This is a genomic window from Bacillus sp. S71 (genome assembly GCF_016625265.1).
In the GTDB taxonomy this organism is placed as follows: Bacteria; Bacillota; Bacilli; order Bacillales; family Bacillaceae_G; genus Bacillus_A; species Bacillus_A cereus.
In genome coordinates this window covers 429,247-455,284 of sequence record NZ_JACVUW010000003.1, presented here as the reverse complement: position 1 = coordinate 455,284, position 26,038 = coordinate 429,247, and the positions used below count along the sequence as shown (strand labels likewise).

Sequence of the window (26,038 nt, the reverse complement as noted above, 5' to 3'; positions counted from 1 at the left end):
GTGATGAAAAAGAAGAGGTAGACTGAAATATAAGTCTACCTCTTCTTTTTATATTGTGCATATTTATCCCGCTATTTGTGGTCAGTCCGATTGGTGAGGGCTTATTAAAGTTTCACTTTATTTTTCCTGAATCTTTATTGTAATAAAAGAGTTAGTCGACCTTTATAACAACAAGAGAGGCATTGGAATATATAATGTCACCCGTGGCTTCTCTTATTCGTACTCGAAGAACGTCCCCTTGATTTAAAGGTAGTAAATCAGTTCTGGCGGATGTAGCTCTCACCCCAGAAGCACCACCAACTCGCGTTTCAATTGCGAATTGAATGGAATCGTTTATTGTAAGATTTAATATACTAGACGATATAGCTTGTATTACAAATACAATTGAAAAGGATACAGAGTACACGCCAGTGGTATCAATTGTAATAGAATTATTTAATGGATTTAGGGTAGTTCCACTAGCAGGTCCTGGAATGGTAAAATTAATATTTGTATTAACTACTGCTGAAAAACCGATTCCTACTTCAGAAGTTATTGCTCCAAATATGGGAAGAATCCCTAAACCGGTTGCGCCAGTAGGACCAGTTATTCCGATTCCGGTAGGACCTGTAACCCCAGTAGGACCAGTTATTCCGATTCCGGTAGGACCTGTAACCCCGGTAGGACCAGTTATTCCAATTCCGGTAAAACCTGTCGCGCCGGTAGGTCCTGTGATTCCAGTAGGTCCGGTGGGGAATGTAAATGGTGGAATTGATGGTAGTGTGGGACCGATTAAATTTGGTTCCAGAGCAGGTCCATGTAAAATATTATATTCTTCACTCATATAGTAAACCTCCTATCATTGCTTGTCATAATTATTAAATGTATTAGGGGAAGTAAATGACATTCGCAATAGCGGAGGCGCTTCTTATAATTTCTCTTCAGTGAATATAGACCTAATTTAAGCAATATTGAAATCTATAGTTACGTACTACTAAAGTATGACACCTTTACTTCTCACGTAACATATAGTATGATGATTTCAATAAATTAGATTTCAATGACTATAATATAAATTAATGAGAGGTGCTTTTTGTGAGTGCGGTAGGTATTAAATAGGAAAAATTTAATGAAATAAATCGGATAAGACCAGGGGATTTTTATGTACATCATACCCCTAATTTTGTCATGCATTTATTTCAAAACCTATGAAGATACCTACAATACTTTATAAAGCGTGTAATAAGGGACTGCCATCTATTTTTATGGCTTATTTCCTCATACGTTATTACACATGCCTTGTAAATGTAAAAGCTGCGGTATCCCCGCAGCTTTTTTGTATATATTTTTAATGTATAAAAATGGTAATTAAATAATGTAGAGCTCATTGGAATCTAATGAGTAGGTATCTTCATTTATGATAAAAATCAATCATAGTGAGGAGAAACAAAATGAATACGATGACTTTTGAAAAGTTACAATATAACGAATTAAAGGATATAGTGAAATCTTATTGTGTAAGTGGATTAGGTAAGGAATTAGTAAACAAATTAGAGCCGAGTACGAGTATAAAAGTAGTGAGAAATCGCTTGAATGAAACGACAGAAGCACGAGCTATATTAGATGCAGAAGGGCATGTTCCTTTCTTCGGCATTTCTAATATTGCTAGTACAATTCAAAAATTAGAAAAAGGGATGATTTTAGATCCAGAAGAATTAGTAAGTGTTTCAGACTTTTTACGTGGGTGTAGAAAGATTAAAAAGTTTATGTTAGATAAAGAATTTTTTGCACCAGTATTAGCTTCTTATGCAAATTCAATGACTGAATATAAAAGTATTGAAGAGGAAATTAACTTTTCAATTAAAGGAAATAGTATTGATGTAGCTGCAAGTAAAGAGTTAAAACGAATTCGAAATAATATCGATTCTGTAGATGGGAAAATAAAAGAACGTTTAACGAAGTTTTTAAATAGTAGTGCAAATAAGAAATTCATTCAGGAATTCTTTATTAGTAAAAAGGATGACCGTTATACGATTCCAATTAAATCTTCCTATAAAAATCAAGTTGCTGGAAGTATTATTGAAGCCTCGGCAAAAGGTTCTACTGTATTTATAGAACCGCATACGGTTACGAAATTGAATGCAGAATTAGCAGGTTTGAAAGCAGAAGAAGCGGTTGAAGAGTATCAGATTTTAGCGACTTTATCAGGAATGGTGTTAGAAAACATTTATAATATAAAGATTAACATGGAGCTAATTAGTCAGTATGATATGGTATTTGCGAAAGCGAAGTTTAGTAAATCGATTGATGGAATAGAACCGAAGTTAAACGATCATGGCTACATTCATTTAGTGAATTGTAAGCATCCGCTTTTAACAGGGCAAGTTGTACCGTTACATTTTAAAATTGGTCAAGAGTATCGTAGTTTAATTATTACAGGGCCGAATGCGGGCGGAAAGACAATTGTGTTAAAAACGATTGGATTGTTAACATTAGCTACAATGTCAGGTCTTCATATTGCAGGAGATAAAGGTACAGAAATCGCTATTTTCGAAAATGTATTCGTAGATATTGGTGATAATCAAAGTATTGAAAATGCACTAAGTACATTTTCGTCTCATATGAAAAATCTTTCTGAGATTATGAGGATGTCAAATAATAATACGTTACTTTTATTTGATGAAATAGGGAGCGGTACAGAACCAAATGAAGGTGCAGCACTTGCAATTTCTATTTTAGAAGAGTTGTACTTTGCGGGATGTATTACCGTTGCGAGTACGCATTACGGAGAAATTAAACGATTCTCAGAAATGCATGATGACTTTATGAATGCAGCGATGCAGTTTAATAGTGAAACGCTAGAGCCGCTTTATAAATTAGTTATCGGAAAATCAGGAGAAAGTAATGCACTTTGGATTGCGAATAAAATGAGCGTAAAAGAACATGTACTGAAAAGAGCGAAAGAGTATATGGGAAATAAAGAGTACGCTTTAGAAAAAGTGAATGAAAGTAAAATTAGAAAACCGAAATTTGTACAAGAAAAAAGAGAATCTCATTATGAGTACAAAATCGGCGATCGTGTGAATTTATTGGATCATGATGATTTTGGTATCATCTATAAGGAAAAAGATAATTTTTATAACGTTGTTGTATATTATAACGGTGAATTCGTTGAAGTAAATGTAAAACGTATTACTTTAGAAGTAGCAGCGAAGGAGTTATATCCAGAAGGATACGATTTAAATACACTATTTGTTGATTATAAAGAAAGAAAAATGCAACACGATATTGAGCGCGGATCGAAAAAAGCACTGCGTAAAATTCAAAAAGAAATAAGAAAGAATAGAGGATAAGTTAAAATGGTAACGATTAGACAAGAACAAAAAAATGATTATAGAAAAACAGAAGAAGTCATAAAAGAAGCATTTTTAAAGGAAGAATTTAGTGATAAAACAGAACATGAACTTGTAAAACGTATTAGAGAATGTGACGCGTTTGTTCCAGAGTTATCAATTGTTGCGGTAGATGAAGATATAGTTGGTCACATTATGTTATCGAAAATTACAATAGAACAAGATGGAACTTCTGTAGAATCGTTAGCACTTGCACCAGTTTCAGTTGCTAGGGGTCATCAGAAAAAAGGAATTGGTGGAAACCTGATTGTAGCTGCATTAGAAAAAGCGAAAGAACGTGGATACGGATCAGTTGTAGTATTGGGACATCCAGAGTACTACCCGAAATTTGGTTTTAAGAAAGCAAGTGAGTGGAATATAAAAGCACCGTTTGAAGTGCCTGAAGAGGTATTTATGATAATGGAATTAACAGAAAATTCTCTTCGAGGTGTAGAAGGAATTGTACAATATTCGAGTGCTTTTGCTGAGTAGGAGTAACGGTTAAGAAATGTAATCATAAAAGATGCTATCTTTTTGTATGGATATACAGAAAGATAGCTTTTTTTATTAAGCGGATCTACTGACGTATATTTTGCTCAATGAATAATTGAGGTGGTAAAATTGATATAGAAACGTAAAGGGAGAGAATGAAATGAATAAGCGAGAAACAGATAGCAATGAGAATGCAGTTACGTTATATGTTACAAGACACGGTAAAACAATATTAAATACGAATCATCGCGCGCAAGGTTGGGCTGATTCTCCATTAGTAGAAAAAGGTGTTGAAGTTGCCACAAATTTAGGAACAGGATTAAAAGATATTCATTTTATGAATGCGTATAGTAGTGATAGCGGCCGAGCGATTGAAACTGCTAATTTAGTATTAAAATATAGTGAGCAATCAAAATTAAAACTTGAGCAAAGAAAAGATTTGCGAGAATTAAATTTCGGTATTTTTGAAGGTGAAAAACTTGAGAATATGTGGGATGTGGTTGGAAAAGCTGCAGGCGTTGCATCACCAGAAGAACTTATGAAGTTTTCTATTCAAGAAGTGATTAATCTTATTAGAGTAGCAGATCCTACAAAACAGGCGGAAGATTGGGAATTATTTTCTACTCGTATAAAAGCTGAGATAGATAAAATTAGTGAAGAAGCTGCTGGAAATGGTGGCGGTAACGTTTTAGTTGTCGTTCATGGGCTTTTGATTACTACCTTAATAGAAATGTTAGACAGTAGCAAAACAAAACTTGGGGTGGAAAATGCTAGTGTGACGAAGATTGTATATCAAGATGGAACATATACAGTCGAGTCGGTTGGAGATATGAGTTATGTTGCAAAAGGGAAAGAAAGTGTGGAAATATAATTAAATCTCAAATAGAAATAAGAAAAGGAAGGTAGAGAAATCTAGCTTCCTTTTCATTTTGTGAATTATGGGATTAATAAAATCTTCCCTGTGCTTTTACGGCTCTCTAATAATTCATGAGCAAGAGCACCGTCTTGTAAAGAGAATGTAGTAGGATTTGAAATGTTTAATTTTCCAGTTGCGATCCAATCGAATAATTGAGTAGATCGTTTTTTACGTTCTTCATAAGTGGTAAGAACGTTCCAAAGGTCTCCGCCAGTTAAAGTTTTTGAAGTATCCATAAGCATACGTGGATCAACTGGAGCAGGATTACCACCAGCCATTCCGTAAAATACGACAGTACCGCCAATTTTAGTAGCGTTAAAACTTTCCTCTAATGTAGAACCTACTGATTCATATACAAGATTTACTCCAGTTCCATTAGTCATTTCAAGTACTTTCGTATGCCATTCTTCGTTATATAAAAATACGTGATCGGCACCAGCTAATGTAGCTATCTTTGCTTTTTCTTTTGATGATGTAAGACCAATTACTGTTCCGCCCTGTAGTTTAATCATTTGAATAAGAAGTTGACCGACGCCACCAGCTGCAGCGTGTACTAAAGCTATATCACCTTGTTTTAGTTGATAGCTATCGTGCGTTAAATAATGTGCAGTTAATCCTTGTAATAAGACAGAAGCGGCTGTTTCAAAAGAAATAGAATCTAGTAGTGGGATTACTTTTTCCGATGGAACGGCAACTAGTTCTGCATTTGCAAATGGGACGTCCGCAAATGCAATACGGTCTCCTAGGTTGATAGTAGTAACGTCAGCTCCTACTTTTTCAACAATTCCAGCTCCTTCATAACCTAATACATAAGGCGGATTGCCAGCAAGATGATAATCGCCGCGGCGTCTATAAATATCAGCGAAGTTTAATCCGATTGCTATCGTGCGGACAAGAATTTCATTTGGACTTATGATTGGATCGTGTATTTCTTTATAGTGTAGAACATTAGCGTCTCCGAATGTTTCGAAACAAAGTGCTTTCATATGGAATACCTCCATTTATATTGTTTATAGATGTTCTTTATCATACAATACAAATATCAATAGACAAAGAGGATTATTTCGATGGAATCAATCGGAAATATCGATTGAAAAGAGGGAGGATAAATGGAAATAAAACAGTTAATTACATTTAAAGTAGCGGCACATACTTTGAACTTTACACAAACTGCGAAGAAATTAAACTTTGCCCAATCGAGCGTTACAGCGCAAATTAAAACATTAGAGGCTGAGCTTGGTACACCGTTATTTGAAAGATTAGGAAAACGTCTTTTCTTAACTGAAGCAGGTAGGAAGTTTCAACTATATGCCGACAAGATGATTGCACTCAGTAACGAAGCGAAAATGGCTGTGAAAGATGATGAAGAAATAGCAGGTACGTTAATAATTGGTGCACAAGAAAGTCAATGTACATACAGACTGCCTTCTATATTAAAGCGGTTTAAAATACAATTCCCAAAAATAAAACTTATATTTAAACCAGCACATTCCAATAAAGATGCGAAGGAACAATTGATGGAGGGGAAAGTAGATCTTGCATTTATTTTGGACGAATGTAAAACAGAAGATGTTTTACATGTGGAACCACTTATGAAAGAAGAATTAAAAGTAGTAGCTACTCCTACGCATCGTTTACTTGAACAACCTTCAGTTTCTATAAAAGATTTAGAGAGTGAAACACTTTTACTAACAGAATTAGGCTGCTCGTATCGGACTTTATTTGAAGAGCTATTTCGCTGGGAAGATGTATATCCAGCAAATAAAATTGAGTTTGTTAGTGTTGAAGCAATTAAACAATGTGTTATTGCAGATTTAGGCATAGCCGTTTTACCAGCAATAGTAGTAGAAAAAGATATACGAGAGGGGACGATAAAAGAGTTACATTTAGAAAATACAATCTCTCCGATTTATACGCAAATCGCTTGGCATAAAGACAAATGGATGACAGTGCCACTGCGACAATTTATTGATGTAACGAGGGAGTTTTTTACAACAGATTAAGTGGAGAAATATTTATTTTATATAAAAGAAAAAATGGCAATTTTGTATAAAGAACCGATGCTTGAATATAACAAGTATCGGTTCTTTTATGTTTTAAATATAGAATGCTATAAAATGTGTATTTCTCAACTTTTTTTCTTACAAGGATAAGTAAAATTCTTCGTATATTCCAATAATCATAAGGGAATTTACAACGTTTATTCGTTTCTGTAAGATGCCTCTAGGAAGTGTGAAAGGAGGACTTACATAGCGGTATAGCTTGTCTTTAGTATACGTACTTATTGTGAGGAGGAATTTAAAATGTTTAAAAAGTTAATGAAAGTATGCGTGTTAAGTGCGGCAAGTATAGGTGTATTATTTAGTTTTCAAGGAAGTACATTTGCAGCTGCTGATTTAAGTAGTTATTATGACGGGAAAAATCCAGCAACAACGAAAGTATACGGGGGAAGTACGACGTGTGATGCAGATGGATTTAATGCAAAATCTACAGCTGTATATGAAGGTAGTAAAAAAGTAGGGACAGTGTATTTACGTTACAGTAATAAATGTCATGCAGCATGGGCTAAGTTTGTTTTAGATCAACCAGCACCAGCTGTTTCAGGAGGAGTGTACGCGTACGCTGTTGTGAATAAATATAAAAATGGTGTATTCCAAAAATCAGTTACTTCTAATCAGGGGAACGGCACAATAAAAACAGGTCAAACGAGCACTTATACAGGAATGGTATTTGATTTAACTGCTGATTTCGGATACACAGCAGATGCTGAAGCAGTTACGTTTAATAACGGTTACGGGAAAACAGCACGTTATTAATAAAGGAGTGAAATGATATGAAACTTTTAAAAAAGACGAGTGCATGTTTATTGCTATCTTTACTCGTTGTAACTAGTATGTTTAGCACGACTAATAGCTATAAAGCATACGCAGAAGACCATTCATATGATGGGAAAAGTCCTTATTATAACAGCTGTGATCAATCCGCAGTAACGAAAGAAAAGAAGTGGATTGATTCAAATTCTTATGTGGAATTAAAATTTAGCACGACGTGTAAGACAGCGTGGGCAAAAGTTACTGTAACTCGCCTGGCAGTTTATAATAACGAAGCTGATGCAAGGATTGTTAGAAAAACAGATGGAAAGGCATACACTTGTGGAAGCGCTGGAGGAAATGGTGTTGTAAATAAAGGGCAAACATCATGCTATACGCCAATGGTATATGACTTAGATCCAAGAAAGGCGCAAGCACAGGGGAAACATGCAATACCAAATAGTGATGCTTATAATTATGCGGAGACTATTTGGTATTGATGAGGATATGGAGATTGTAAGATAGAATATTTTAAGAGCATGTTTTGATTGGATTTCAAAACATGCTCGTTTTGTATTCATTCTAATTTTTTCTGTAATCATGGACCATTGAATTAACTAAGGTCTGTATCAGGAGGATTGTATCCAAGGTGACGAGCCATTGATACAATTTGTCCTTTATGATGAAACTCATGAGTCTCTGTATGAGTTAAAAGCCATAGCGGAGTTGTGCTCCAAGGTTCTCTTTGCCATTTCACTTCATTTGCTATGTTTTCAAGCCAACGATCATTGTATTCATTTAAAAAACTTTGTACAGTCTCATCTACTAATTTAAATCTAGCACGGACTTTCGCGACATCTGCATGCTCAATTTCGTAATCGCTAGCAAATGAAAAATCTGCTCTTTTTTGCTTGAATGCGAATGACCCAAGCCAGTATCGATAGCAATCGGCTACATGAATATGTGTCTTTATAATGCTACCGCTCCCAAAATTCGGAACAGTGCTATGTAATTTTTCTAATGGGATTTCTTCTAAAAATGTGAATAGAGTTTCTCTTGTAGAGCTAATAAGATTATATTGCTGTTTTAAAATATGTAACATGCAAGTACACTCCTCTTTTATTTACATAGTAAGTAATTCTATATTTACGAGGAGTGAACCTTTTTATTATTTTTAATAAGCATATTAGATGTATTTCTTATTTGTTTCTGATAGATTAAACAAGGTGAAACTTTAATAAGTTGAACATTATTAGTTCATAATAAATTGTACATCAAGAAGGGGAACGATAAAATGAACAGACTAGTGGGTTTAAAACAATTTGAAATAACGCGCGGGGCGTTACTTAAATTTATGGAAACGTTAGATGATAAAACTGCGGATACGCAGCCAGAGGGTTTTAACAATACAATTCGTTGGCATATCGGTCACGTGTTAACAGCAGCAGAAGTTTTCATGTTTGGAAAAGAATTCAAACAATTACCAACTGAATATCCAGGTATGTTTGGGTATGGATCACGACCATCTAAATGGAAAACAGAAGGACCATCGTTAGAAGTGTTAACGGCTCAATTAAAAGAACAAGCAAAACGTATTAACGAAATTCCAGCAGAAGCATTTGAAAATAAACTGCCAGAGCCATTCCTAGGATTGGAAACAGTAGGGGAGCTTTACGGTATGATGCTTTATCATGAAGCTGATCATATTGGGCAAATGAAAGCGATGGAACGTATTATTAAAGCTCTTTAGTCTTAATTGCATATAAAACAAGCAATACAGTTGTAATGTTAAATAATATATACAAAAAAGGTAGATAAATTATTATCTACCTTTTTTGTATAACTTCTTGAAGGATTAGGGATTATCATCGTGGTGCTGATGAAGAAGGATAAGAGAATTTTATAATTTTTATGGTGTGATTATTAATTATAGTATTCCTAAATATGGAATATACGTATAATAATAGAGAAGAACTAGAAATAGGGGTGAATACTATGATTACATTAGAGCAAAAGTTGGAGCAATATAAACATACATATGTACAGTTAAAGGGAGAACTAAAATGGAAAACGAGTGATTCTCGAACAGGAATGATGATTGCTGCTATGTATGCAGGTAGTGATAAATTGTTTGATCTCGGACGTTTTTTAGAAATTAGTAGTTATATTAAGAATCAGGTAGGGATGTTTTCATACTTAAAGTCTTATCATCGTTTTGTAGTGGCCGCAACATTAGATATTCACTTTACAGATTACAAGGAAGCTTTTCGGAAGTTTTTAGATTTATATGAACAATTGGTCACTGGTGGCTTTAGCCGGAGTATATTTACTTATCTCGCAGCAGCTGTGCTTTTAACAGAAGAAAATGAACAGCATGGCGCGCACATTCAGCGTTCGATGCAAGTATATAAACGCATGAAAAAGGATCACCTCTTTCTTACAAGTACAAATGATTATCCGCTCGCAGTTTTATTAGCAGGACAATCAGAGCATGTAGAAACACTTATGGACCGAGTGGAACGTCTTTATCAGAAACTAGCGACAGCTGGTTTGCGTAAAGGGAATGATCTTCAATTTTTGAGTCATATTCTTTCACTAAAGAAGGATGTCAGGGAAGAACTATTAGTTGCAAAATGTACAAATATATGGAATTTGTTAAAGCAAGAAAAGGTAAAAGTAAAACAGATGCATTACCCAGCTATCGGGCTACTAGCGTTACTCGAGGACGGAGAAAAAGAGATTCATTCTATTCGAGCATTTATTGAAAAATTGCAGGGGGATAAATTGTTCCGTTGGCATACAGATACAACTATTCTTATTGCTATTCAACTGTTCGTAAGTCAGAAAGGTGAGGAAAGTAAAGCTACTAACACAGGTTTACAAACAATGATAGAAGTCCTCATACAAGCACAACAGGCAGCCATGATGGCAACGATTGCCGCTTCATCTGTAGCAACATCTTCTGCTAGTAGCAGTTCATAATGTGTAATTGCTTATAATCTTGTAAATTATAACTCCCTTGATAAGGACGGTTTAAAAAATATTACTAAAAACAGTTAGCTCATCACTCTCTAATGAGTGATGGGCTAACTGTTTTTACATAATCAGCATTATCTTTTTGATTCCTTCAAATGTTTGAGCTGCGTGACAATCATAATGCTAATAACAACGAGTAAAAACCATGAACTAATTTTGCTTAAGTGAACGAGACTCCATGCTTCCCGTTGATTTGGATATTGCCATGCTCCGAAAAATGTTGCGATGTTCTCTGCAATCCAAATGAAAAATCCGATAAGGAAAAAGGAGAGAACGAGTGGCATTTTATATGTAACGCCTTGTAATGAAAATTGTACAAATGTGCGAGAGAAAACAATGAATAGTAGTAAAGTTAATATCCATCTAAAATCGTATGTAAAGTGGTGTGTGAAAAAATTGAAGTAAATCATAGCTCCTAACGGCACGGCAAAAATTGCTTTCGGCCAATGATGCATTTTTAAATGCAACCTTCTCCACGCTTGACATATGTAACTCGCGACACTCGCATACATAAAACCGCTGTAAAGCGGAACTCCAAAAACCTTCGAATATGCCTCTTCGGGATAACTCCATGAACCGAAATGTACTTTATATATTTCTAGTAAAAGGCCGATGAGGTGGAAGATGGTAATTACTTTTAGTTCGTCTTTTGTTTCAAGACCCGTCTTGTACATAATCCACTGCATAAGAAGGCATACGATGAGTATGAAATCATAGCGGTATAACTCTGGGATTGAAACAATTTTTGAAAGGGCTAGTGTTAAGAAAATAATGACTGGGAATAAGCAAGATAATGCTTGTTCGTAAGTGAAATGTAGTAGTTGTTTTATATAGAACATTGTGTCACCTTCGATGTTTTTTATTGGAAAAATCGAAATAATCAATAATTATACTACGATTTAAAAAATAATCCAGTAGTCTATTTTGCATGTATTTGTAAGTTTTAGAAGGGAATTGTAATGAGTATTTTAATATTGTAGAAAAGTAAAAAAATAGTTTGCTATTTAAAAAAAGTGGGGATATAATATCTAAATGAAAATGATAATTATTATCAATAATAATTACAAATAAAAAATAATTATAAAAAACAACTGAATATAAAGGATGAAATGAAACATGTTACATAAGTCTACTGTACATGCTGGTAATAACCGCTGGATACATATTAAGTTCATATGTTTCATGAGCTTAACAATTTTATGTTTAATTGGATCTATATTTTTAGCCATTTCATTTGGTGCAAAAGATATTCATTTACAAACGGTGTGGGCAGCGGTTTTGGATTACGATCCGAAATTAACACAGCACCAAATTATTTATGAATTAAGGCTCCCGAGAGTAATTGGAGCAGCAGTTGTAGGGGCAGCTTTTGCGGTTGCTGGTGCTGTTATGCAAGGTGTAACACGAAATCCTTTAGCTGATGCAGGTGTACTTGGCATAAATGCAGGAGCGATGTTTGTAGTAGCACTTAGTTTTGCTTTTTTTCCGCATATGCCGTATTCCTATTTAATGATTGTTTCCTTTATTGGAGCAGTCTTAAGTACAGTACTTATTTTTGTTATTGGATCAGCAACATCAGGCGGGTTAACACCAATGAGGTTAACGATTGCTGGAGCGGTTATGGCAGCGCTTTTACATTCATTAAGTTCAGGTGTTGCGATTTATTATGATTTAAGCCAGGATTTAGCGTTTTGGTATGCTGGTGGTGTTGCAGGGGTTAAGTGGGAACACTTGAAATTTTTAGTCCCTATTATTCTTATAACGATTATTTTTGCAATAGTGTTAGGGCGATCTATTTCACTCATATCAATGGGGGATGATGTTGCTACAAATTTAGGAGTAAAAACGAACCGAACGAGAATACTAGGGATGATTATAGTAGTCATTCTTGCAGGTGTATCTGTTTCAGCTGTTGGCTCTATTGGGTTTGTAGGACTAGTTATCCCGCATATTGCTAGAAAATTAGTTGGTGTGAATTATAGACTCATTATTCCTATGTCAGCATTATTAGGAGCTATGTTATTAGTTGTAGCTGATTTAGGGGCAAGAACAGTAAATCCTCCTAAGGAACTTGCGATAGGGATTATGGTAGCTCTTGTTGGAGTTCCGTTCTTCCTCTATATAGCACGTAAAGTTGGGAGGGAGTTGTAAGTGAAGGATCTTTTGAACACAGATAAAAAGAGAGCCATTACTGTAACTACAATTTTTGGTTGTATTAGTATCGCTGTCATTTTAATTAGTTTAAATACAGGGACACTGAGCATTGCACCGCTCAAAGTAATTCAAACGCTTTTCGGTTATGGTGATTTTGAGAGCGAGACCGTGCTATATGATTATCGTATGCCAAGAATAATAATCACAATGTTAGCCGGTATTGGCCTTGGGATTTCCGGTGCGATTTTGCAAGGGTTATCACGTAATGCACTTGCAGACCCTGGTATTTTAGGATTACATGCAGGTGCATCTTTCGGGCTAATTATATTCGTTACTTTCTTTCATTCTATTAATGAGAATGCATCGATTTTAATACCGTTATTTACATTTGGCGGGGGAGTACTAGCTGCATTTTTAATTATTATACTGGCGAGTGATCGGTCAAAAGGTTTACTTCCTATTAGACTTATTCTCGTTGGTATTGCTGTTTCAGCTGGATTTAGTGCGATTTCGTTATTTTTCTCTCTCAAGTTAAATGATGAGACGTATACATTCGCTTCTAGATGGTTAGTTGGTAACGTGTGGGGAAGGGATTGGATTCATGTCCTTGCATTATTACCTTGGATTTTCATACTAACCCCGTATACATGGATAAAATCTAAAACGTTAAATGCATTGTCACTAGGTGATAGTGTAGCAGCAGGGCTTGGTGTTTCTGTTCAAAAAGAACGGTTACTACTTTTAGCTACAGCGGTTGGATTATCTTGCGCGAGTGTATCGATGGCAGGAGGAATTGGTTTTATCGGTTTAGTTGCTCCGCATATCGCAAGGAAGTTAGTAGGTACTACATATCAACACTTTCTTCCTTTAGCTGGCATTATCGGAATGATTATTTTAGTGCTAGCAGATACGATAGGTCGTTCTATATTTGAGCCAAACTCTATTCCAGCTGGTGTAGTAGTGGCGGCATTAGGAGCACCGTATTTTCTTTATTTACTTACAAAAACAAAATAAATACTTCAAAGAGGAGAACATATGAAAAAGAAACTTATTATTTTATTTAGCATGATGTGTATTTTAGTATTAGCAGCATGTGGTCAAACTAAAGCTAATGAAGAGGCAACGAAAAAAACGGAAAAAAGTAATGATCCAAAAATCGCCTCTATGTCCATTCATTTAACAAATAATTTACTTGCATTAGGAATTACACCAGTAGGTTCTGTTATTGGCGGAGATTTAAAAGATTTCTTACCGCACGCAAAAGAGCAGTTGAAAGATACGAAGAAACTTGGTGTTGTAACAGATCCGAATATGGAAGCGTTACTTCAATTGAAGCCAACTGACATTTATGTTGATGAAAAATATGCTGGTAAAGATGTAGCGAAATACGAAAAAATTGCAAAAACACATTCTTTCAACTTAGATGAAGGCACGTGGAGAGATCAGTTAAAACAAGTTGGTAAACTTGTAAACCGTGAGAAAGAAGCGGATAAATATATTCAAGATTACGAAGAGCAATCAAAACGAGTAAAAAGTTTAATAGATAAAGAGCTAGGTAATAACGAAAAAGTAATGGCAATTCGCGTTACTGCAAAAGAATTACGTGTATTTAGTACGAAAAGACCGATGGGACCAATTTTATTCCAAGACTTAGGGTTGCAGCCTGCAAATGGTGTAGAGAAAATTGATGGAAACCGTCCTTTCGAAGTCATTTCACAAGAAGTATTACCTGACTTTGATGCAGATGCTATTTTCGTTGTCGTTAATAGAGATGATAAAGCGAAAGCTGCATTTAAACAACTTCAAGAAACACCAATTTGGAAAGACTTAAAAGCTGTTAAAGGTAAGCACGTATACATTATTAATGACCAACCATGGCTTGACTATTCTGCTTTAGGTAACAAAATGGCAATGGATGAAGCGGAGAAAATGTTTACGAAATAATATAGTTTCGCTATTAGGAAAGGCCCTCTAAATTTGGAGGGCTTTTTATTATTGTTAGAATAAACTAAAAATTATACAATGAAGTTAATTTCGTGTAGAAGAGATGTGCCAATGTCAGCGCTTATTGTAAGTATCCCGTGTATAAAGCAGTTTATAGAATAAGGGGATAAATAGGCTAATAATTATCCCTGTTATTAAAAAAGGGGGAGTTTGAAATGACAATGAATCTTTTTCAAAATAAAACGATTAAATTATCAGCTATTAGAGAAGCAGATGCTGAAGTAATGGCTATGTGGCAAGAAGATAGTGAGTATTTAAGGAATGTAGATACAGATGTAGCATTCCCGCAATCGATACAAGAAATAGCAAGTGATGGGCTATTAAAGGGACGGAGATCGAATAGTGTTTCTTTCATGTTAAGGACAGTTCAAGATGATTGCTTAATTGGTTTTGTTGCAATTCATGGCATAGAGTGGAATAACAGAACGGGTTTATTAGCCATTGGTATAGGAGATGCAAATGATAGAGGAAAGGGATATGGAAGAGAAGCAATCCATCTTATCTTAAAATATGCTTTCTATGAATTGAATTTACACCGCGTCGGTCTGGATGTGATTTCTTATAATAAAGCAGCCATTGCGTTGTATAAAAAGATAGGTTTTCAGATGGAAGGGTGTATGAGAGAAGCGGTTCAAAGAGATGGGAAGTGTTTTGATCGTATCATTATGGGGATATTGCGGGATGAATGGATAGGGTTGCAAGATTAGCGAATACATTCAATATTATATATGTAGTATGCAGGAGATATAATGATAATTGGCGAAAATTTACAGTGAACTGATTGAATTTATAAGGAGTTATGTAAAATGAATTTAGAAAAAGCAAAACCAGTAAATGAAGAGGTCGCTGAATTAAAGGAACTAATTAAAGAGTTACACGGAAGTGTACATCAACTGCAAAGCGAAGTGCAACAACTAAGGCACGAAAGACCAGTTGTTGAAGTGAGAAAAGGTGTTCAATTATCACCAACAATTGTCGGACAAATTGGTGGTATGATTTTAGGTGGGTTAGCAATTATCGGTATATTTTGGTGATGAAAAAAGGTTTGCAGCACGATGCTGCAAACCTTTTGGATTTGACGATATAATTTCATGCAATACAACTTTTACATTAAATAACGTAAATATATATAAGCATGTGATAACAAGAGTGCAACAATAGTTAATGGTAAACCAATTTTTAAGAAGTCCATATAAGAGAAAGCATGTCCTTCACGTTTTGCAATACCAGCAACGACTACGTTTGCAGATGCTCCGATTAGCGTTCCATTTCCTCCTAAGCAAGCTCCAAGAGATAACGCCCACCATAGTACTTCTATTTGCGGAGAATCGACAGATAGTCCGAGTCCTGTAGCTAAGTCTTGAATAAGAGGAATCATCGTAGCGACAAATGGGATGTTGTCGATTGTCGCAGATGCGATGCCAGATACCCATAAAATAAGTATAGCTGCGAATCCGATGTCACCGTTTGTTACGCCGATTACTTCTTTTGCAAGTGAAGAGATAAGTCCGATATCAATTAACCCGCCAACGAGAACAAATAGTCCGGCGAAGAAGAAAATGGTTACCCATTCAACGTGGGCAAATACATCTTCAATATCATGTTCTTTCACGCCGATTAACATAAGAAGTGTAGCGCCTGTCATCGCTATAACGGCAGCGTCTACATGAATAATCGAATGAAGTACGAAGCCTAAAATAGTTAGTCCTAAAATCGAAATAGATTTTAAAAGGAGGCTTTGATCTTTAATGTAATCTTTTTCGTTTAATGCCATTAGTTTTTCGATTTGTTCAGGTGTTGTTTTTAGTTTGTTACGGTACATGAAGTAAATAATGCCAAGTGTCACAATAGAAATAATAATTACGATTGGAGCTAAGTTAAGTAAAAAGGCGTTAAAGTCTAAATGCTTGTTTGCTGATCCAATCATAATATTAGGTGGATCACCGATTAATGTTGCTGTTCCGCCTATATTTGAAAACAGCACTTCTGAAATCAAATAAGGCACAGGATTTACTTTTAAAATACGTGTAATGGATAATGTAACAGGAACGATTAATAAAACAGTCGTTACATTGTCCAAAAATGCTGATCCGACAGCAGTTAATAGGGATAGTAATAATAAAATGCGAATCGGTTTTCCGCCAGCTGCTTTTGCCGCTTTAATGGCCACAAATTCAAAGACGCCTGATTGACTCGTAATATGTACGAGAATCATCATCCCAATTAAAAGGGTAATCGTTTCCCATTGAATATGTGATGTGAAAGCAGTATGTAAATCTACAACTCCAAAAATAATCATAATAGCAGCACCGAATAGTGCGATTACAGCACGATTCAATTTCTCAGAAATAATAAATCCGTACGTGATTAAAAATACGGCAATTGCAAAATAATATTGCCAATTTGCTACTTCATGTGCTGACTGTTCCAATCATGTCACCTTCTTTAAATTATGTATTCAATTGTCGAAATGTATCTCGCTGCAATAATACGGGATAAAATATATTGTAGCAAATTCAAAAAAGAAAGAAAACTATTTAACAAAGTGAAGGAAAAAATGTATTTTTTACATATCATATAAAAAATATAAAAAACACAGTGCAAATTATTAGGAAAAGTGAGCGTTGTCCTCTAATATAGAGATAGCAATTTACATTATTTTTGCGTAAAATGGTTTAAAGAGGTGAATTCCGATGGAAATAGTAAAAGATAGTTCTCTTATTCAAAATGAAATTGAACGTTTTGTAAATAAAGATGTATATATTCATTTAGAAACGACAAACGGAGCGTATGCATCACACATAAATGAAAAGATGATGACAGTTGGTGCTTTCATTCGAAATGCAATTATCCGTTTTGAACGCGGGAAGATAACTGGAACAAATCCATACCGAGTTGGTCTAAAAATGGATCATGGTTGGGTATATGCTGAAGGTATTACGCACTGGGAAGTAGATGGTCAAGAGCGTTTATTACTAGCTGGACATGATAATTTAGGTCGTCTAGCAGTTGCACTTGAGTTAAGCTTAACACCATTTAAGTAAGAAGGAGGGAAACTTATGGAGAGACATGTACTTGTTGTATTTCCGCATCCAGATGATGAAGCATATGCTGCGGGAGGAACAATTCGCTTATTAACAGATCAAGGAGTACCTGTAACATATGCATGTGGTACTCTAGGACAAATGGGACGTAACATGGGTAAGAACGTATTCGCTAACCGTGAAACGATTCCAAATATCCGTGAGAAAGAATTGAAAGATGCTTGTGAAGCGATGGGCATTAAAGATTTAAGAATGCTTGGCTTCCATGATAAAACGTTAGAATTTGAAGATGTTGATTTCGTTGCTGACAAAATTGAAGCAATCATTCAAGAAGTAAATCCATCTCGAATTATTACATTTTATCCAGAGCACGGTGTACATCCAGATCATAATGCATTTGGCCGCGCTGTCGTTCGCGCTATATCACGTATGCCAAAAGAAGAGCGCCCAGTTATCCATGCTGTTGCGATTACGAAAAATCGTGAAGCAGTATTAGGAGAACCGGATGTTGTAAATAACATTAGTGAAGTATTTGATTATAAATTAACTGCATTAGGTGCGCACCGTTCACAAACAGAAGCAATGCTGGAAGATACGCATGCAAAAATAAAAAACAAAGATGCAGCAACATTAAAATGGCTGCAACTTGAACAGTTTTGGACTTATAAATGGGAGTAGGCTAGAAGGATATCTTCTAGTTGCTCTTACATAGAAAAAGCGCCGTCACTTGTGATGGCGCTTTTTCTTGTTGAAGACTATATATTTTTTAGGGTGCTTCAAAATTTTTAAATTAACGTGCAGTGTAGCCTCCATCAACAAGAAGTGTTGTGCCGTTAACAAAACTAGCATCATCACTTGCTAAAAATAAGACAGCTTTAGCGACTTCTTCTGGTGTTCCAAGTCTGCCTTGTGGATGAAGTGAAGCTAAATATTCTTTCTGTTGAGGATTAACACTACCTAGTAAAGGGGTGTCAATATAACCAGGGCACACCGCGTTAATACGTATTCCATATTTAGCGTAGGCAGTACATAAATTTTGAGTTAATAGTTTCACACCACCTTTTGCAGAGGAGTATGCTGTTGGTGTAGGTAATGAAACAAAACTATGAATCGAACCAGCGTTAACGATGACACCACCTGTACCTTGTTTAAGAAATTGTTCAATCGAATATTTATCAGAAAGGAATACCCCAGACAAATTAATATCAATAGTTCTTTTCCACTTTTCATAGGATAATTCGTTTGCCGGTGCATCATCAGCAACGCCGGCATTGGCATACATAATATCTAATTTACCGTATGTACTTACTGTCTCATGAATTAGCTGTTTAATATCTGCCTCTTTTGTTACATCGGTTTTAATAAATAACGTATTATATCCATGTGCATTCAATTCATCTGATAGTTCTTTTCCACGTTCAGAAAAGTCAGCAATAACTACTTTTGCACCTTCTTCGATAAAAAGACGAACAGTAGATTCGCCAATTCCACTTGCACCACCAGTTATGATTGCTACTTTGTCTTTTAATTTCATATAAACCTCTCCATTCATTAATGAATTTAAGTCGAATTTTTAAATCTTGTTACTAAACTATTAACCTTAAATAGTAAGTAGATAGAAGAAAAAAGCTCGCGTTTACTTAATCGTGAGAGTGCTATTTTTTCTTTAGTGTACTTTTTGATACAGTTATGGACGAAAATATTAATTTGGTCAATTTTATCATTAGATTGAATATTTGGTAAAGAGCTCTCGAACAGAGCGAGTAAGGATGTTGAAAAAGTAAAATAAACATTCAGTATTATTTGTAGGGTAAGGAACAAAGGGGAGAGATGCATAACGAAAACTACTACTCTAGTTAAATAGGAAAAAGCCTTGCAGGGGGGCAAGGCTTTAAACAGGGTATTAAAAATGATTGATTTATTAAGAATAACTTCTTCTTGTGAATAAACTAATTTTAGCATAATAACTCATATATATGTGTTACGAATTTGTGAATAAAAACTCAATGATAAAAGTATGAGTGAAAGGAAATAATGTATATGAGAAGCGTATATTTTGAATTATTTAATAGAATAATATATATTTATATTGATTTAATGATTTTAGTTTGTTAAAAATGGGGAAATCGATATGAAGGTTAAATTTGCCGTAATAAAAGATGAGAATTTTGATTGTAGTTTATTGGAAACAAAATTATTGAAAACTTTTAAAGAAGTAGATTGTGAAGCAGATATTGTAAAGGTTGAGGATGAAATTTTTGAAAACAATGATATACAAACGTATTTATCAGAAATAACCATTCATGTTACTGGAAAAAATATTGGATATAGATCGGTTTCAGCCAGTATATTTATTGTTCTAGAGAGTTTATCAATACAGCTATTTCGTATTCATATTAGTATACTTTAAGCAGTTCAAAAAGTGGCTTCTTCAGAAAATCATACTGATTATATGGAGTTGTAAATATGAAAACAATAGAAATTATCGTAGGTGCTCCCGAATGTTGGATTGCACCTTGTTTGTTGTTAAATAAACAAGGGATTCCTTTTTTAATTTATCTTAACGCTGATTTATATAGAAGATAGGAAACATATGAATAATTCAATTAGATTGTACAAATAATTTGGTACGCGGATGTACGCAATGTATTCACAGGTAAGAGGGTTGTCTCATAATATATATAGATTTTTCTATTAAGATGAACAGAGGGTGTGAATATATGGAAGATGTTTACGCTAAAATTGACAGTCTCAAGGCGGAGCAAAAAGAAATTATGAGAGACATTCGTGCTTTAGAAACGCGTACTACTATTAATGAGAAAGATATAGCAACAATCAATAAGCAATTAGAAAAAATAAGTACAAACACAACTTGGATTTTGCGAATTATTATTAGTGCGATAATAATGTCAGTTTTAGGATTAATATTAAAAGGGATGATTTAAAAGAAAGAGGGGAGCTCCCTCTTTCTTTTATGTAAATGAGAAGCTATAAATTTTCCGTTTCCTTTTCATCTGCATACTTATCCTCTAAGGAAATTAATAGAGGAATGGATACAGTTACTAGAATGATTAAAGTAGTTATAAAAGATTTAGAAAGAGAAAAAGAACCTTCAATTAAAGGTGATAAAAACTTGAATGAAAGTATACTTGTTATTAAGGAAATTACTAAAAAGCTCAAAAGAGATATATTTTTATTCTTTATAGATGTCTCTATAAAGTCTTTAACACAGGTTATTACGACAAATATAGTTAATATGATAAGAGAAACAAAATAATGTGTTAAATTCGTCATACTAATAGTAGGATCGTCTATTATGTAAGCAAGTAACTTAGATACTAATATTCCTCCAAACAATAAAATAATAAAAGCAAGTAATCCTTCCGATATATAAGTGCTGAAATTGCCTTTCTTGTTAAAGAGTTTATAGTTTAGAGTAGATTGGGTTATTTGAATTAGGAATAGGGTAATAATCCATACATAATATACAAATGGTAATTCTCCTGAGAATAGAGAAAGTAGAAAGTTTACTACTGTCCTTAAAATTTCAATCATTACGAAAGGCCTCCAGTTTGTAAGCTTGTGACATTAAAATATGCTAGTCTATCGTTTAATAATTAAACTTACGAATTCAAACTATTTCTAATTATTCCATAAAAAGGTGAATGCATCAAGTTATCTTTTTAACAATCCTCCAAGGCCGAGCACTAGTAAAAGAAACGCAGAATGTAATATAATTGAAAAAGTATATTTAAAAATCGATGTTAATATTACCCTCCTATAAGTATTAACATACGTAATTGAGGTGTTTTCTTTGTTGTTTTATGACCGGATTTCTATAATGGCCCCTCCTGTTCCGTAGCTAAGGAAAGTCTTTTTATTTCTGAGATTTTCAAAGTTATAGGAGGGTATGAAAAATGAAAAAAGTCTCAGTACCATCACTTTTGTTAATGATTGTTCTTGTCGCATTTCCGCAAATTAGTGAAACGATTTACACACCGTCTTTACCAGACATTTCAAAGGCGTTACATGTAAGTAATAATGAGGTGCAGTTAACACTTAGTGTGTATTTTGCTGGTTTTGCGTTAGGTGTATTTTTTATTGGGTGGTTATCAGATATAATTGGTCGTCGCCGGGCGATGTTACTTGGAATTGTCGTATATGGCGCTGGGAGTTTCTTATGCTATATTGCAAATTCCATTGAAGTTTTATTGGTAAGTCGTTTTATTCAAGCGTTTGGAGCAAGTGCAGGATCAGTTGTGACGCAAACGATTCTTCGTGAAAGTGTAGAAGGGCATAAGAGGCATGTTATGTTTGCTCAAATCTCGGCAGTCATTGCTTTTACACCAGCGATAGGACCGTTAATTGGGGGCTTTCTTGATCAAATGTTTGGTTTTAAAATAGTATTTTTAAGTTTAGTAGTTATGAGTGTCGGAATTTTTCTGTATACGTTTGTTTCTCTTCCCGAAACAAAGACGGGATCAGTAACGAATAAAATAAATGTGTTTTCAGTCTTGAAGAGGCTAATTACAAATCCGAAAGTAGTAACATATGGGCTATTAATTGGAGGAGCAAATGGTGTTTTATTTAGCTATTATGCAGAAGCGCCGTTTATCTTTATTGAATACTTTCAATTATCGCCTAGTATGTATGGATTTCTAGGAATTGTTGTTGCGTCTGCTTCTATTATTGGGGCGAAAGTTTCAAAACGATTGCTTGCCACGTATAGACCAGAGAAAATTATATATATTGGTTGTCTTGTAATGACAGTGGGAGCTATCCTTTTAACTGTTATTACAGCATTGGGATCAAACCAAAACATAATATATATGATTGGATTTTTAATAGCGATGTTTATATTGCTATTAGGAATTGGAGTAGCGTTACCTAATTGTTTAAGTTTAGCGTTAGTAGATTTTCAAGATGTCATTGGTACAGCTGGAGCGTTGTTTAGCTTAGGATACTATGTAATTGTAACGATGACAATTTGGGGAATGAGTCAATTGCATACGGGCTCGTTACTGGTGATGCCACTTTATTTTCTAGTTATTGTAGTTATAATGGCAGTGTTTACTAGGATATTTATCTTTGGTAAGCAAACTTCGAAATCGATTTAAATATGAAATTGTAAAAGAGTCTCATTTTTTAATGAGACTCTTTTATATTTTGGCTGGGGTAAAGAAGTTAGTAGTTTATTAATATATTAAATTTCTCATTGGTATATAAATCGAATGTGTGGGAAATTACGTTATCAACTATAAAGGTTGAAGTATTTGACATATGAAACCGAGGAAGAAATGCTCTCCTCTGTTATTTATATTGTAATAATATACATGCCGGAATCATATTGAATAGATGTATTTTATTGTTAATTTAGTTAAAAATTAATCAGACTTATGTATAATAATTTATTGAAAAAATAATTGAATTTTTCAGATTAATGAATTAATATAAGGTAAGTAATTTTAAGATTTATAGAATATTGGAAGATGAAAGGTTTTGAGAATTTTATTAGGAGCGCAAAACGATTTTAGGATAGCTTTAAAGCTAGTGTAAAATGACGTTTGCTTCATCATTTTCAGGGCCGAAAGGAATTAGGGGAAAGCATCTTGTTTTAAATGCGGCTATGAATCATCTAAGAGGGGGAAGTGAAGTGGCAAACAAAGAATTGAAAAGAGGTTTAGAAGCACGTCATATTCAAATGATTGCTTTAGGCGGAACGATTGGTGTTGGTTTGTTTATGGGGTCAGCCAGCACAATTAAATGGACAGGTCCGTCAGTAATGCTTGCTTATGCAATTGCAGGTATTTTCATCTTCTTCATCATGCGTGCCATGGGAGAAATGTTGTATATGGAGCCAAGTACAGGCTCATTTGCGACGTTCGGTCATAAGTATATTCATCCGCTAGCTGGTTATATGACAGCTTGGAGTAACTGGTTCCAGTGGGTTATTGTTGGGATGTCAGAAATTATCGCGGTTGGAGCGTATATGCAATATTGGTTCCCGGACTTACCAGCTTGGATACCAGGTATAATCGCAATGGTCATTCTTGGCGCAGCTAACTTAATTTCTGTTAAGTCATTTGGTGAATTTGAATTTTGGTTTGCGATGATTAAAATCGTTACGATTCTATTAATGATTATTGCGGGATTTGGTCTTATTTTCTTTGGAATTGGTAACGGTGGAGAAGCGATTGGCATATCTAATCTTTGGTCAAATGGCGGTTTCTTTACAGGTGGTTTTTCAGGATTCTTCTTTGCATTATCACTTGTAGTTGGAGCGTATCAAGGTGTGGAATTAATCGGAATTACTGCTGGCGAAGCGAAAAATCCGAAGAAGACACTTACAAGAGCGATTCAAAGTACAATTTGGCGTATTTTAATATTCTATCTTGGTGCTATTTTTGTTATTGTAACTGTATATCCGTGGGATCAATTAAGTACAATTGGTAGCCCGTTCGTAGCGACTTTTGCGAAAGTTGGTATTACGGCAGCAGCTGGACTTATTAACTTCGTTGTAATTACAGCGGCAATGTCTGGTTGTAATAGTGGTATTTATAGTGCTGGACGTATGCTTTATACGTTAGGTGTAAATGGACAAGCACCGAAATATTTCACGAAACTTTCTGGAAATGGTGTACCTTTATTCGGTACAGTTGGCGTAATTATCGGTCTGGCGGTTGGTGTTGTTTTAAGTTACATCGCACCGAAAAATTTATTCGTATATGTATATAGCGCGAGTGTACTCCCTGGTATGGTACCATGGTTTGTCATTTTAATTAGTCAAATTAATTTTAGAAAAGAAAAGGGAGCAGAGATGAAAGATCATCCGTTCAAAATGCCATTTGCTCCTGTAACAAACTATTTAACAATTGCCTTTTTAATTATGGTATTAATCGGTATGTGGTTTAACGACGATACGCGCATTTCACTAGTTGTAGGTATTGTTTTCTTAGCTATCGTTACAATTAGTTTCTATGCTTTCGGAATAGGGAAGCGAGCTCCGTTAGACGTTCAAAATAATAAAGAGATTTCAAGTAAATAAAGAAAAGGCTGTTCATCTGGAACAGCCTTTTCTTATTGTTGCTATTTGTCGATAAATCGATATACCTTGACGAATCGTTGATATAATTTGATTTGTGATAGATATATTTGAAAAATCGTTGATATATTGTACGTTATGATAGATATATTCGAAAAATCGTTAATATAATTTTACATACTATCTGTCACTATCATGATTAAAATTTCTCTAATACGATTTTTCCAATGGTGTGCCCGCTTTCAAGTAGTGCATGTGCTTTCTTTAAGTTTTCAGCGTTAATCGGTGTTAATGTTTCATTTTTATGTAAGCTGTACTGATAGTCTAGAAGGAGTTTATTTCTAAAAAGAAGAATTTTTTACTGTATTACTTTATCCAAAACTAAATGTAAAGGTGGATACATAATGACAGTAAAGAAACTTTATTTCATCCCAGCAGGTCGTTGTATGTTAGATCATTCTTCTGTTAATAGTACACTCGCGCCGGGGAATTTATTGAACTTACCTGTATGGTGTTATCTTTTGGAGACAGAAGAGGGGCCTATTTTAGTAGATACAGGTATGCCAGAAAGTGCAGTTAATAATGAAGGGCTTTTTAACGGTACATTTGTTGAAGGACAGATTTTACCGAAAATGACTGAAGAAGATAGAATCGTGAATATATTAAAGCGTGTAGGGTATGAGCCGGACGACCTTTTATATATTATTAGTTCTCACTTACATTTTGATCATGCAGGAGGAAACGGTGCTTTTACAAATACACCGATTATTGTGCAACGAACGGAATATGAGGCAGCACTTCATAGAGAAGAATATATGAAAGAATGTATATTACCGCATTTGAACTATAAAATTATTGAAGGGGATTATGAAGTGGTACCAGGTGTTCAATTATTGTATACGCCAGGTCATTCTCCAGGCCATCAGTCGCTATTAATTGAGACAGAAAAATCCGGTCCTGTATTATTAACGATTGATGCATCTTATACGAAAGAAAATTTTGAAGATGAAGTGCCGTTCGCGGGATTTGATTCGGAATTAGCTTTATCTTCAATTAAACGTTTAAAAGAAGTTGTGATGAAAGAGAAGCCAATTATTTTCTTTGGTCATGATATAGAACAGGAAAAGGGATGTAAAGTGTTCCCTGAATATATATAATGCAAAAAGTCA

At 34.7% G+C, this 26,038-nt stretch carries 27 protein-coding genes; 20 read left to right on the top strand and 7 right to left on the bottom strand.

Going from position 1 to position 26,038, the window contains the following annotated elements:
• Positions 1-151 precede the first annotated feature (151 nt).
• Complete coding sequence (betA, locus tag IBT51_RS09265; protein ID WP_200483277.1) at positions 152-823, bottom strand: collagen-like exosporium glycoprotein BetA; 672 nt, start codon at positions 821-823, stop codon at positions 152-154.
• Between the two features lie 607 nt (positions 824-1,430).
• Between betA and IBT51_RS09260 the strand changes: the two genes are divergently transcribed.
• The 3 genes from IBT51_RS09260 to IBT51_RS09250 all read left to right on the top strand — a co-directional run bounded on the left by IBT51_RS09260 (position 1,431) and on the right by IBT51_RS09250 (position 4,734).
• On the top strand, positions 1,431-3,332 hold the full coding sequence (locus IBT51_RS09260; RefSeq protein WP_182813169.1) for an endonuclease MutS2: 1,902 nt from the start codon (positions 1,431-1,433) through the stop codon (positions 3,330-3,332).
• 6 nt (positions 3,333-3,338) lie between these two features.
• On the top strand, positions 3,339-3,863 hold the full coding sequence (locus IBT51_RS09255; protein ID WP_075718569.1) for a GNAT family N-acetyltransferase: 525 nt from the start codon (positions 3,339-3,341) through the stop codon (positions 3,861-3,863).
• A 160-nt stretch (positions 3,864-4,023) separates the two neighbouring features.
• A complete protein-coding gene (locus tag IBT51_RS09250) occupies positions 4,024-4,734 on the top strand; it encodes a histidine phosphatase family protein (RefSeq protein WP_001042044.1) in 711 nt (236 codons plus the stop codon).
• Between the two features lie 65 nt (positions 4,735-4,799).
• Here IBT51_RS09250 and IBT51_RS09245 read toward each other — a convergent pair whose 3' ends face one another.
• Positions 4,800-5,765, bottom strand: a complete 966-nt coding sequence (locus IBT51_RS09245; protein ID WP_200458121.1) for a quinone oxidoreductase family protein — start codon at positions 5,763-5,765, stop codon at positions 4,800-4,802.
• 123 nt (positions 5,766-5,888) lie between these two features.
• Here IBT51_RS09245 and IBT51_RS09240 point away from each other — a divergent pair, with 123 nt between their 5' ends.
• The 3 genes from IBT51_RS09240 (at position 5,889) to IBT51_RS09230 (ending at position 8,089) form a co-directional block, all read left to right on the top strand.
• Positions 5,889-6,782 (top strand): LysR family transcriptional regulator, encoded by an 894-nt coding sequence (locus IBT51_RS09240; protein ID WP_053563891.1) that lies wholly within the window; start codon positions 5,889-5,891, stop codon positions 6,780-6,782.
• Positions 6,783-7,082: 300 nt separating this feature from the next.
• Positions 7,083-7,595, top strand: a complete 513-nt coding sequence (locus tag IBT51_RS09235) for a YjfA family protein (protein ID WP_053563892.1) — start codon at positions 7,083-7,085, stop codon at positions 7,593-7,595.
• A gap of 17 nt (positions 7,596-7,612) precedes the next feature.
• A complete protein-coding gene (locus IBT51_RS09230) occupies positions 7,613-8,089 on the top strand; it encodes a DUF2690 domain-containing protein (protein WP_078994400.1) in 477 nt (158 codons plus the stop codon).
• 113 nt (positions 8,090-8,202) lie between these two features.
• On the opposite strand, the gene IBT51_RS09225 is transcribed toward IBT51_RS09230, so the two are convergent.
• Complete coding sequence (locus IBT51_RS09225; RefSeq protein WP_000902416.1) at positions 8,203-8,691, bottom strand: DinB family protein; 489 nt, start codon at positions 8,689-8,691, stop codon at positions 8,203-8,205.
• Between the two features lie 192 nt (positions 8,692-8,883).
• Here IBT51_RS09225 and IBT51_RS09220 point away from each other — a divergent pair, with 192 nt between their 5' ends.
• A complete protein-coding gene (locus IBT51_RS09220; protein WP_001081119.1) occupies positions 8,884-9,339 on the top strand; it encodes a DinB family protein in 456 nt (151 codons plus the stop codon).
• A gap of 194 nt (positions 9,340-9,533) precedes the next feature.
• Positions 9,534-10,571: a DUF4003 domain-containing protein gene (locus IBT51_RS09215; protein ID WP_002041575.1), complete on the top strand. Its 1,038-nt coding sequence runs from the start codon at positions 9,534-9,536 to the stop codon at positions 10,569-10,571.
• A gap of 128 nt (positions 10,572-10,699) precedes the next feature.
• Here IBT51_RS09215 and IBT51_RS09210 read toward each other — a convergent pair whose 3' ends face one another.
• On the bottom strand, positions 10,700-11,464 hold the full coding sequence (locus IBT51_RS09210; protein WP_078401451.1) for a DUF817 domain-containing protein: 765 nt from the start codon (positions 11,462-11,464) through the stop codon (positions 10,700-10,702).
• A 277-nt stretch (positions 11,465-11,741) separates the two neighbouring features.
• Here IBT51_RS09210 and IBT51_RS09205 point away from each other — a divergent pair, with 277 nt between their 5' ends.
• From IBT51_RS09205 to IBT51_RS09185, 5 genes are all read left to right on the top strand, one after another.
• Positions 11,742-12,776 carry a FecCD family ABC transporter permease gene (locus tag IBT51_RS09205; protein WP_071731237.1) on the top strand — a complete coding sequence of 345 codons (1,035 nt, stop codon included), beginning with the start codon at positions 11,742-11,744 and terminating at the stop codon, positions 12,774-12,776.
• Positions 12,777-13,793 (top strand): FecCD family ABC transporter permease, encoded by a 1,017-nt coding sequence (locus tag IBT51_RS09200; RefSeq protein ID WP_071731236.1) that lies wholly within the window; start codon positions 12,777-12,779, stop codon positions 13,791-13,793. It begins immediately after the preceding gene.
• 21 nt (positions 13,794-13,814) lie between these two features.
• A complete protein-coding gene (locus tag IBT51_RS09195; protein ID WP_200458122.1) occupies positions 13,815-14,723 on the top strand; it encodes an iron-hydroxamate ABC transporter substrate-binding protein in 909 nt (302 codons plus the stop codon).
• A 215-nt stretch (positions 14,724-14,938) separates the two neighbouring features.
• A complete protein-coding gene (locus IBT51_RS09190; protein ID WP_000178470.1) occupies positions 14,939-15,490 on the top strand; it encodes a GNAT family N-acetyltransferase in 552 nt (183 codons plus the stop codon).
• A 99-nt stretch (positions 15,491-15,589) separates the two neighbouring features.
• Positions 15,590-15,817, top strand: coding sequence for a coiled-coil domain-containing protein (locus IBT51_RS09185; protein ID WP_001047304.1), 228 nt, complete (start codon positions 15,590-15,592; stop codon positions 15,815-15,817).
• Positions 15,818-15,888: 71 nt separating this feature from the next.
• Here IBT51_RS09185 and IBT51_RS09180 read toward each other — a convergent pair whose 3' ends face one another.
• A complete protein-coding gene (locus IBT51_RS09180; RefSeq protein WP_000437988.1) occupies positions 15,889-17,214 on the bottom strand; it encodes an ArsB/NhaD family transporter in 1,326 nt (441 codons plus the stop codon).
• A 262-nt stretch (positions 17,215-17,476) separates the two neighbouring features.
• On the opposite strand from IBT51_RS09180, the gene IBT51_RS09175 reads away from it, so the two are divergent.
• Positions 17,477-17,827, top strand: a complete 351-nt coding sequence (locus IBT51_RS09175) for a YojF family protein (RefSeq protein WP_000407046.1) — start codon at positions 17,477-17,479, stop codon at positions 17,825-17,827.
• A 15-nt stretch (positions 17,828-17,842) separates the two neighbouring features.
• Complete coding sequence (gene bshB2 / locus IBT51_RS09170; RefSeq protein ID WP_200458123.1) at positions 17,843-18,505, top strand: bacillithiol biosynthesis deacetylase BshB2; 663 nt, start codon at positions 17,843-17,845, stop codon at positions 18,503-18,505.
• 112 nt (positions 18,506-18,617) lie between these two features.
• On the opposite strand, the gene IBT51_RS09165 is transcribed toward bshB2, so the two are convergent.
• Entirely contained in the window at positions 18,618-19,361 is a 744-nt protein-coding gene (locus IBT51_RS09165) for an SDR family NAD(P)-dependent oxidoreductase (RefSeq protein WP_000768018.1), read from the bottom strand.
• 597 nt (positions 19,362-19,958) lie between these two features.
• Between IBT51_RS09165 and IBT51_RS09160 the strand changes: the two genes are divergently transcribed.
• Together IBT51_RS09160 and IBT51_RS09155 are read left to right on the top strand one after the other, a co-directional pair.
• Positions 19,959-20,237 (top strand): hypothetical protein, encoded by a 279-nt coding sequence (locus tag IBT51_RS09160; RefSeq protein WP_000865005.1) that lies wholly within the window; start codon positions 19,959-19,961, stop codon positions 20,235-20,237.
• Between the two features lie 310 nt (positions 20,238-20,547).
• Complete coding sequence (locus tag IBT51_RS09155; RefSeq protein WP_000390461.1) at positions 20,548-20,772, top strand: hemolysin XhlA family protein; 225 nt, start codon at positions 20,548-20,550, stop codon at positions 20,770-20,772.
• A gap of 43 nt (positions 20,773-20,815) precedes the next feature.
• Here IBT51_RS09155 and IBT51_RS09150 read toward each other — a convergent pair whose 3' ends face one another.
• Positions 20,816-21,382 carry a DUF5823 family protein gene (locus IBT51_RS09150; RefSeq protein ID WP_200458124.1) on the bottom strand — a complete coding sequence of 189 codons (567 nt, stop codon included), beginning with the start codon at positions 21,380-21,382 and terminating at the stop codon, positions 20,816-20,818.
• A gap of 362 nt (positions 21,383-21,744) precedes the next feature.
• Here IBT51_RS09150 and IBT51_RS09145 point away from each other — a divergent pair, with 362 nt between their 5' ends.
• The 3 genes from IBT51_RS09145 (at position 21,745) to aiiA (ending at position 26,026) form a co-directional block, all read left to right on the top strand.
• Positions 21,745-22,944 carry a multidrug effflux MFS transporter gene (locus IBT51_RS09145; RefSeq protein WP_200458125.1) on the top strand — a complete coding sequence of 400 codons (1,200 nt, stop codon included), beginning with the start codon at positions 21,745-21,747 and terminating at the stop codon, positions 22,942-22,944.
• Positions 22,945-23,480: 536 nt separating this feature from the next.
• Positions 23,481-24,872: an amino acid permease gene (locus IBT51_RS09140; RefSeq protein ID WP_200458126.1), complete on the top strand. Its 1,392-nt coding sequence runs from the start codon at positions 23,481-23,483 to the stop codon at positions 24,870-24,872.
• Positions 24,873-25,273: 401 nt separating this feature from the next.
• On the top strand, positions 25,274-26,026 hold the full coding sequence (aiiA, locus tag IBT51_RS09135; RefSeq protein ID WP_000216591.1) for a quorum-quenching N-acyl homoserine lactonase AiiA: 753 nt from the start codon (positions 25,274-25,276) through the stop codon (positions 26,024-26,026).
• Positions 26,027-26,038 lie beyond the last annotated feature (12 nt).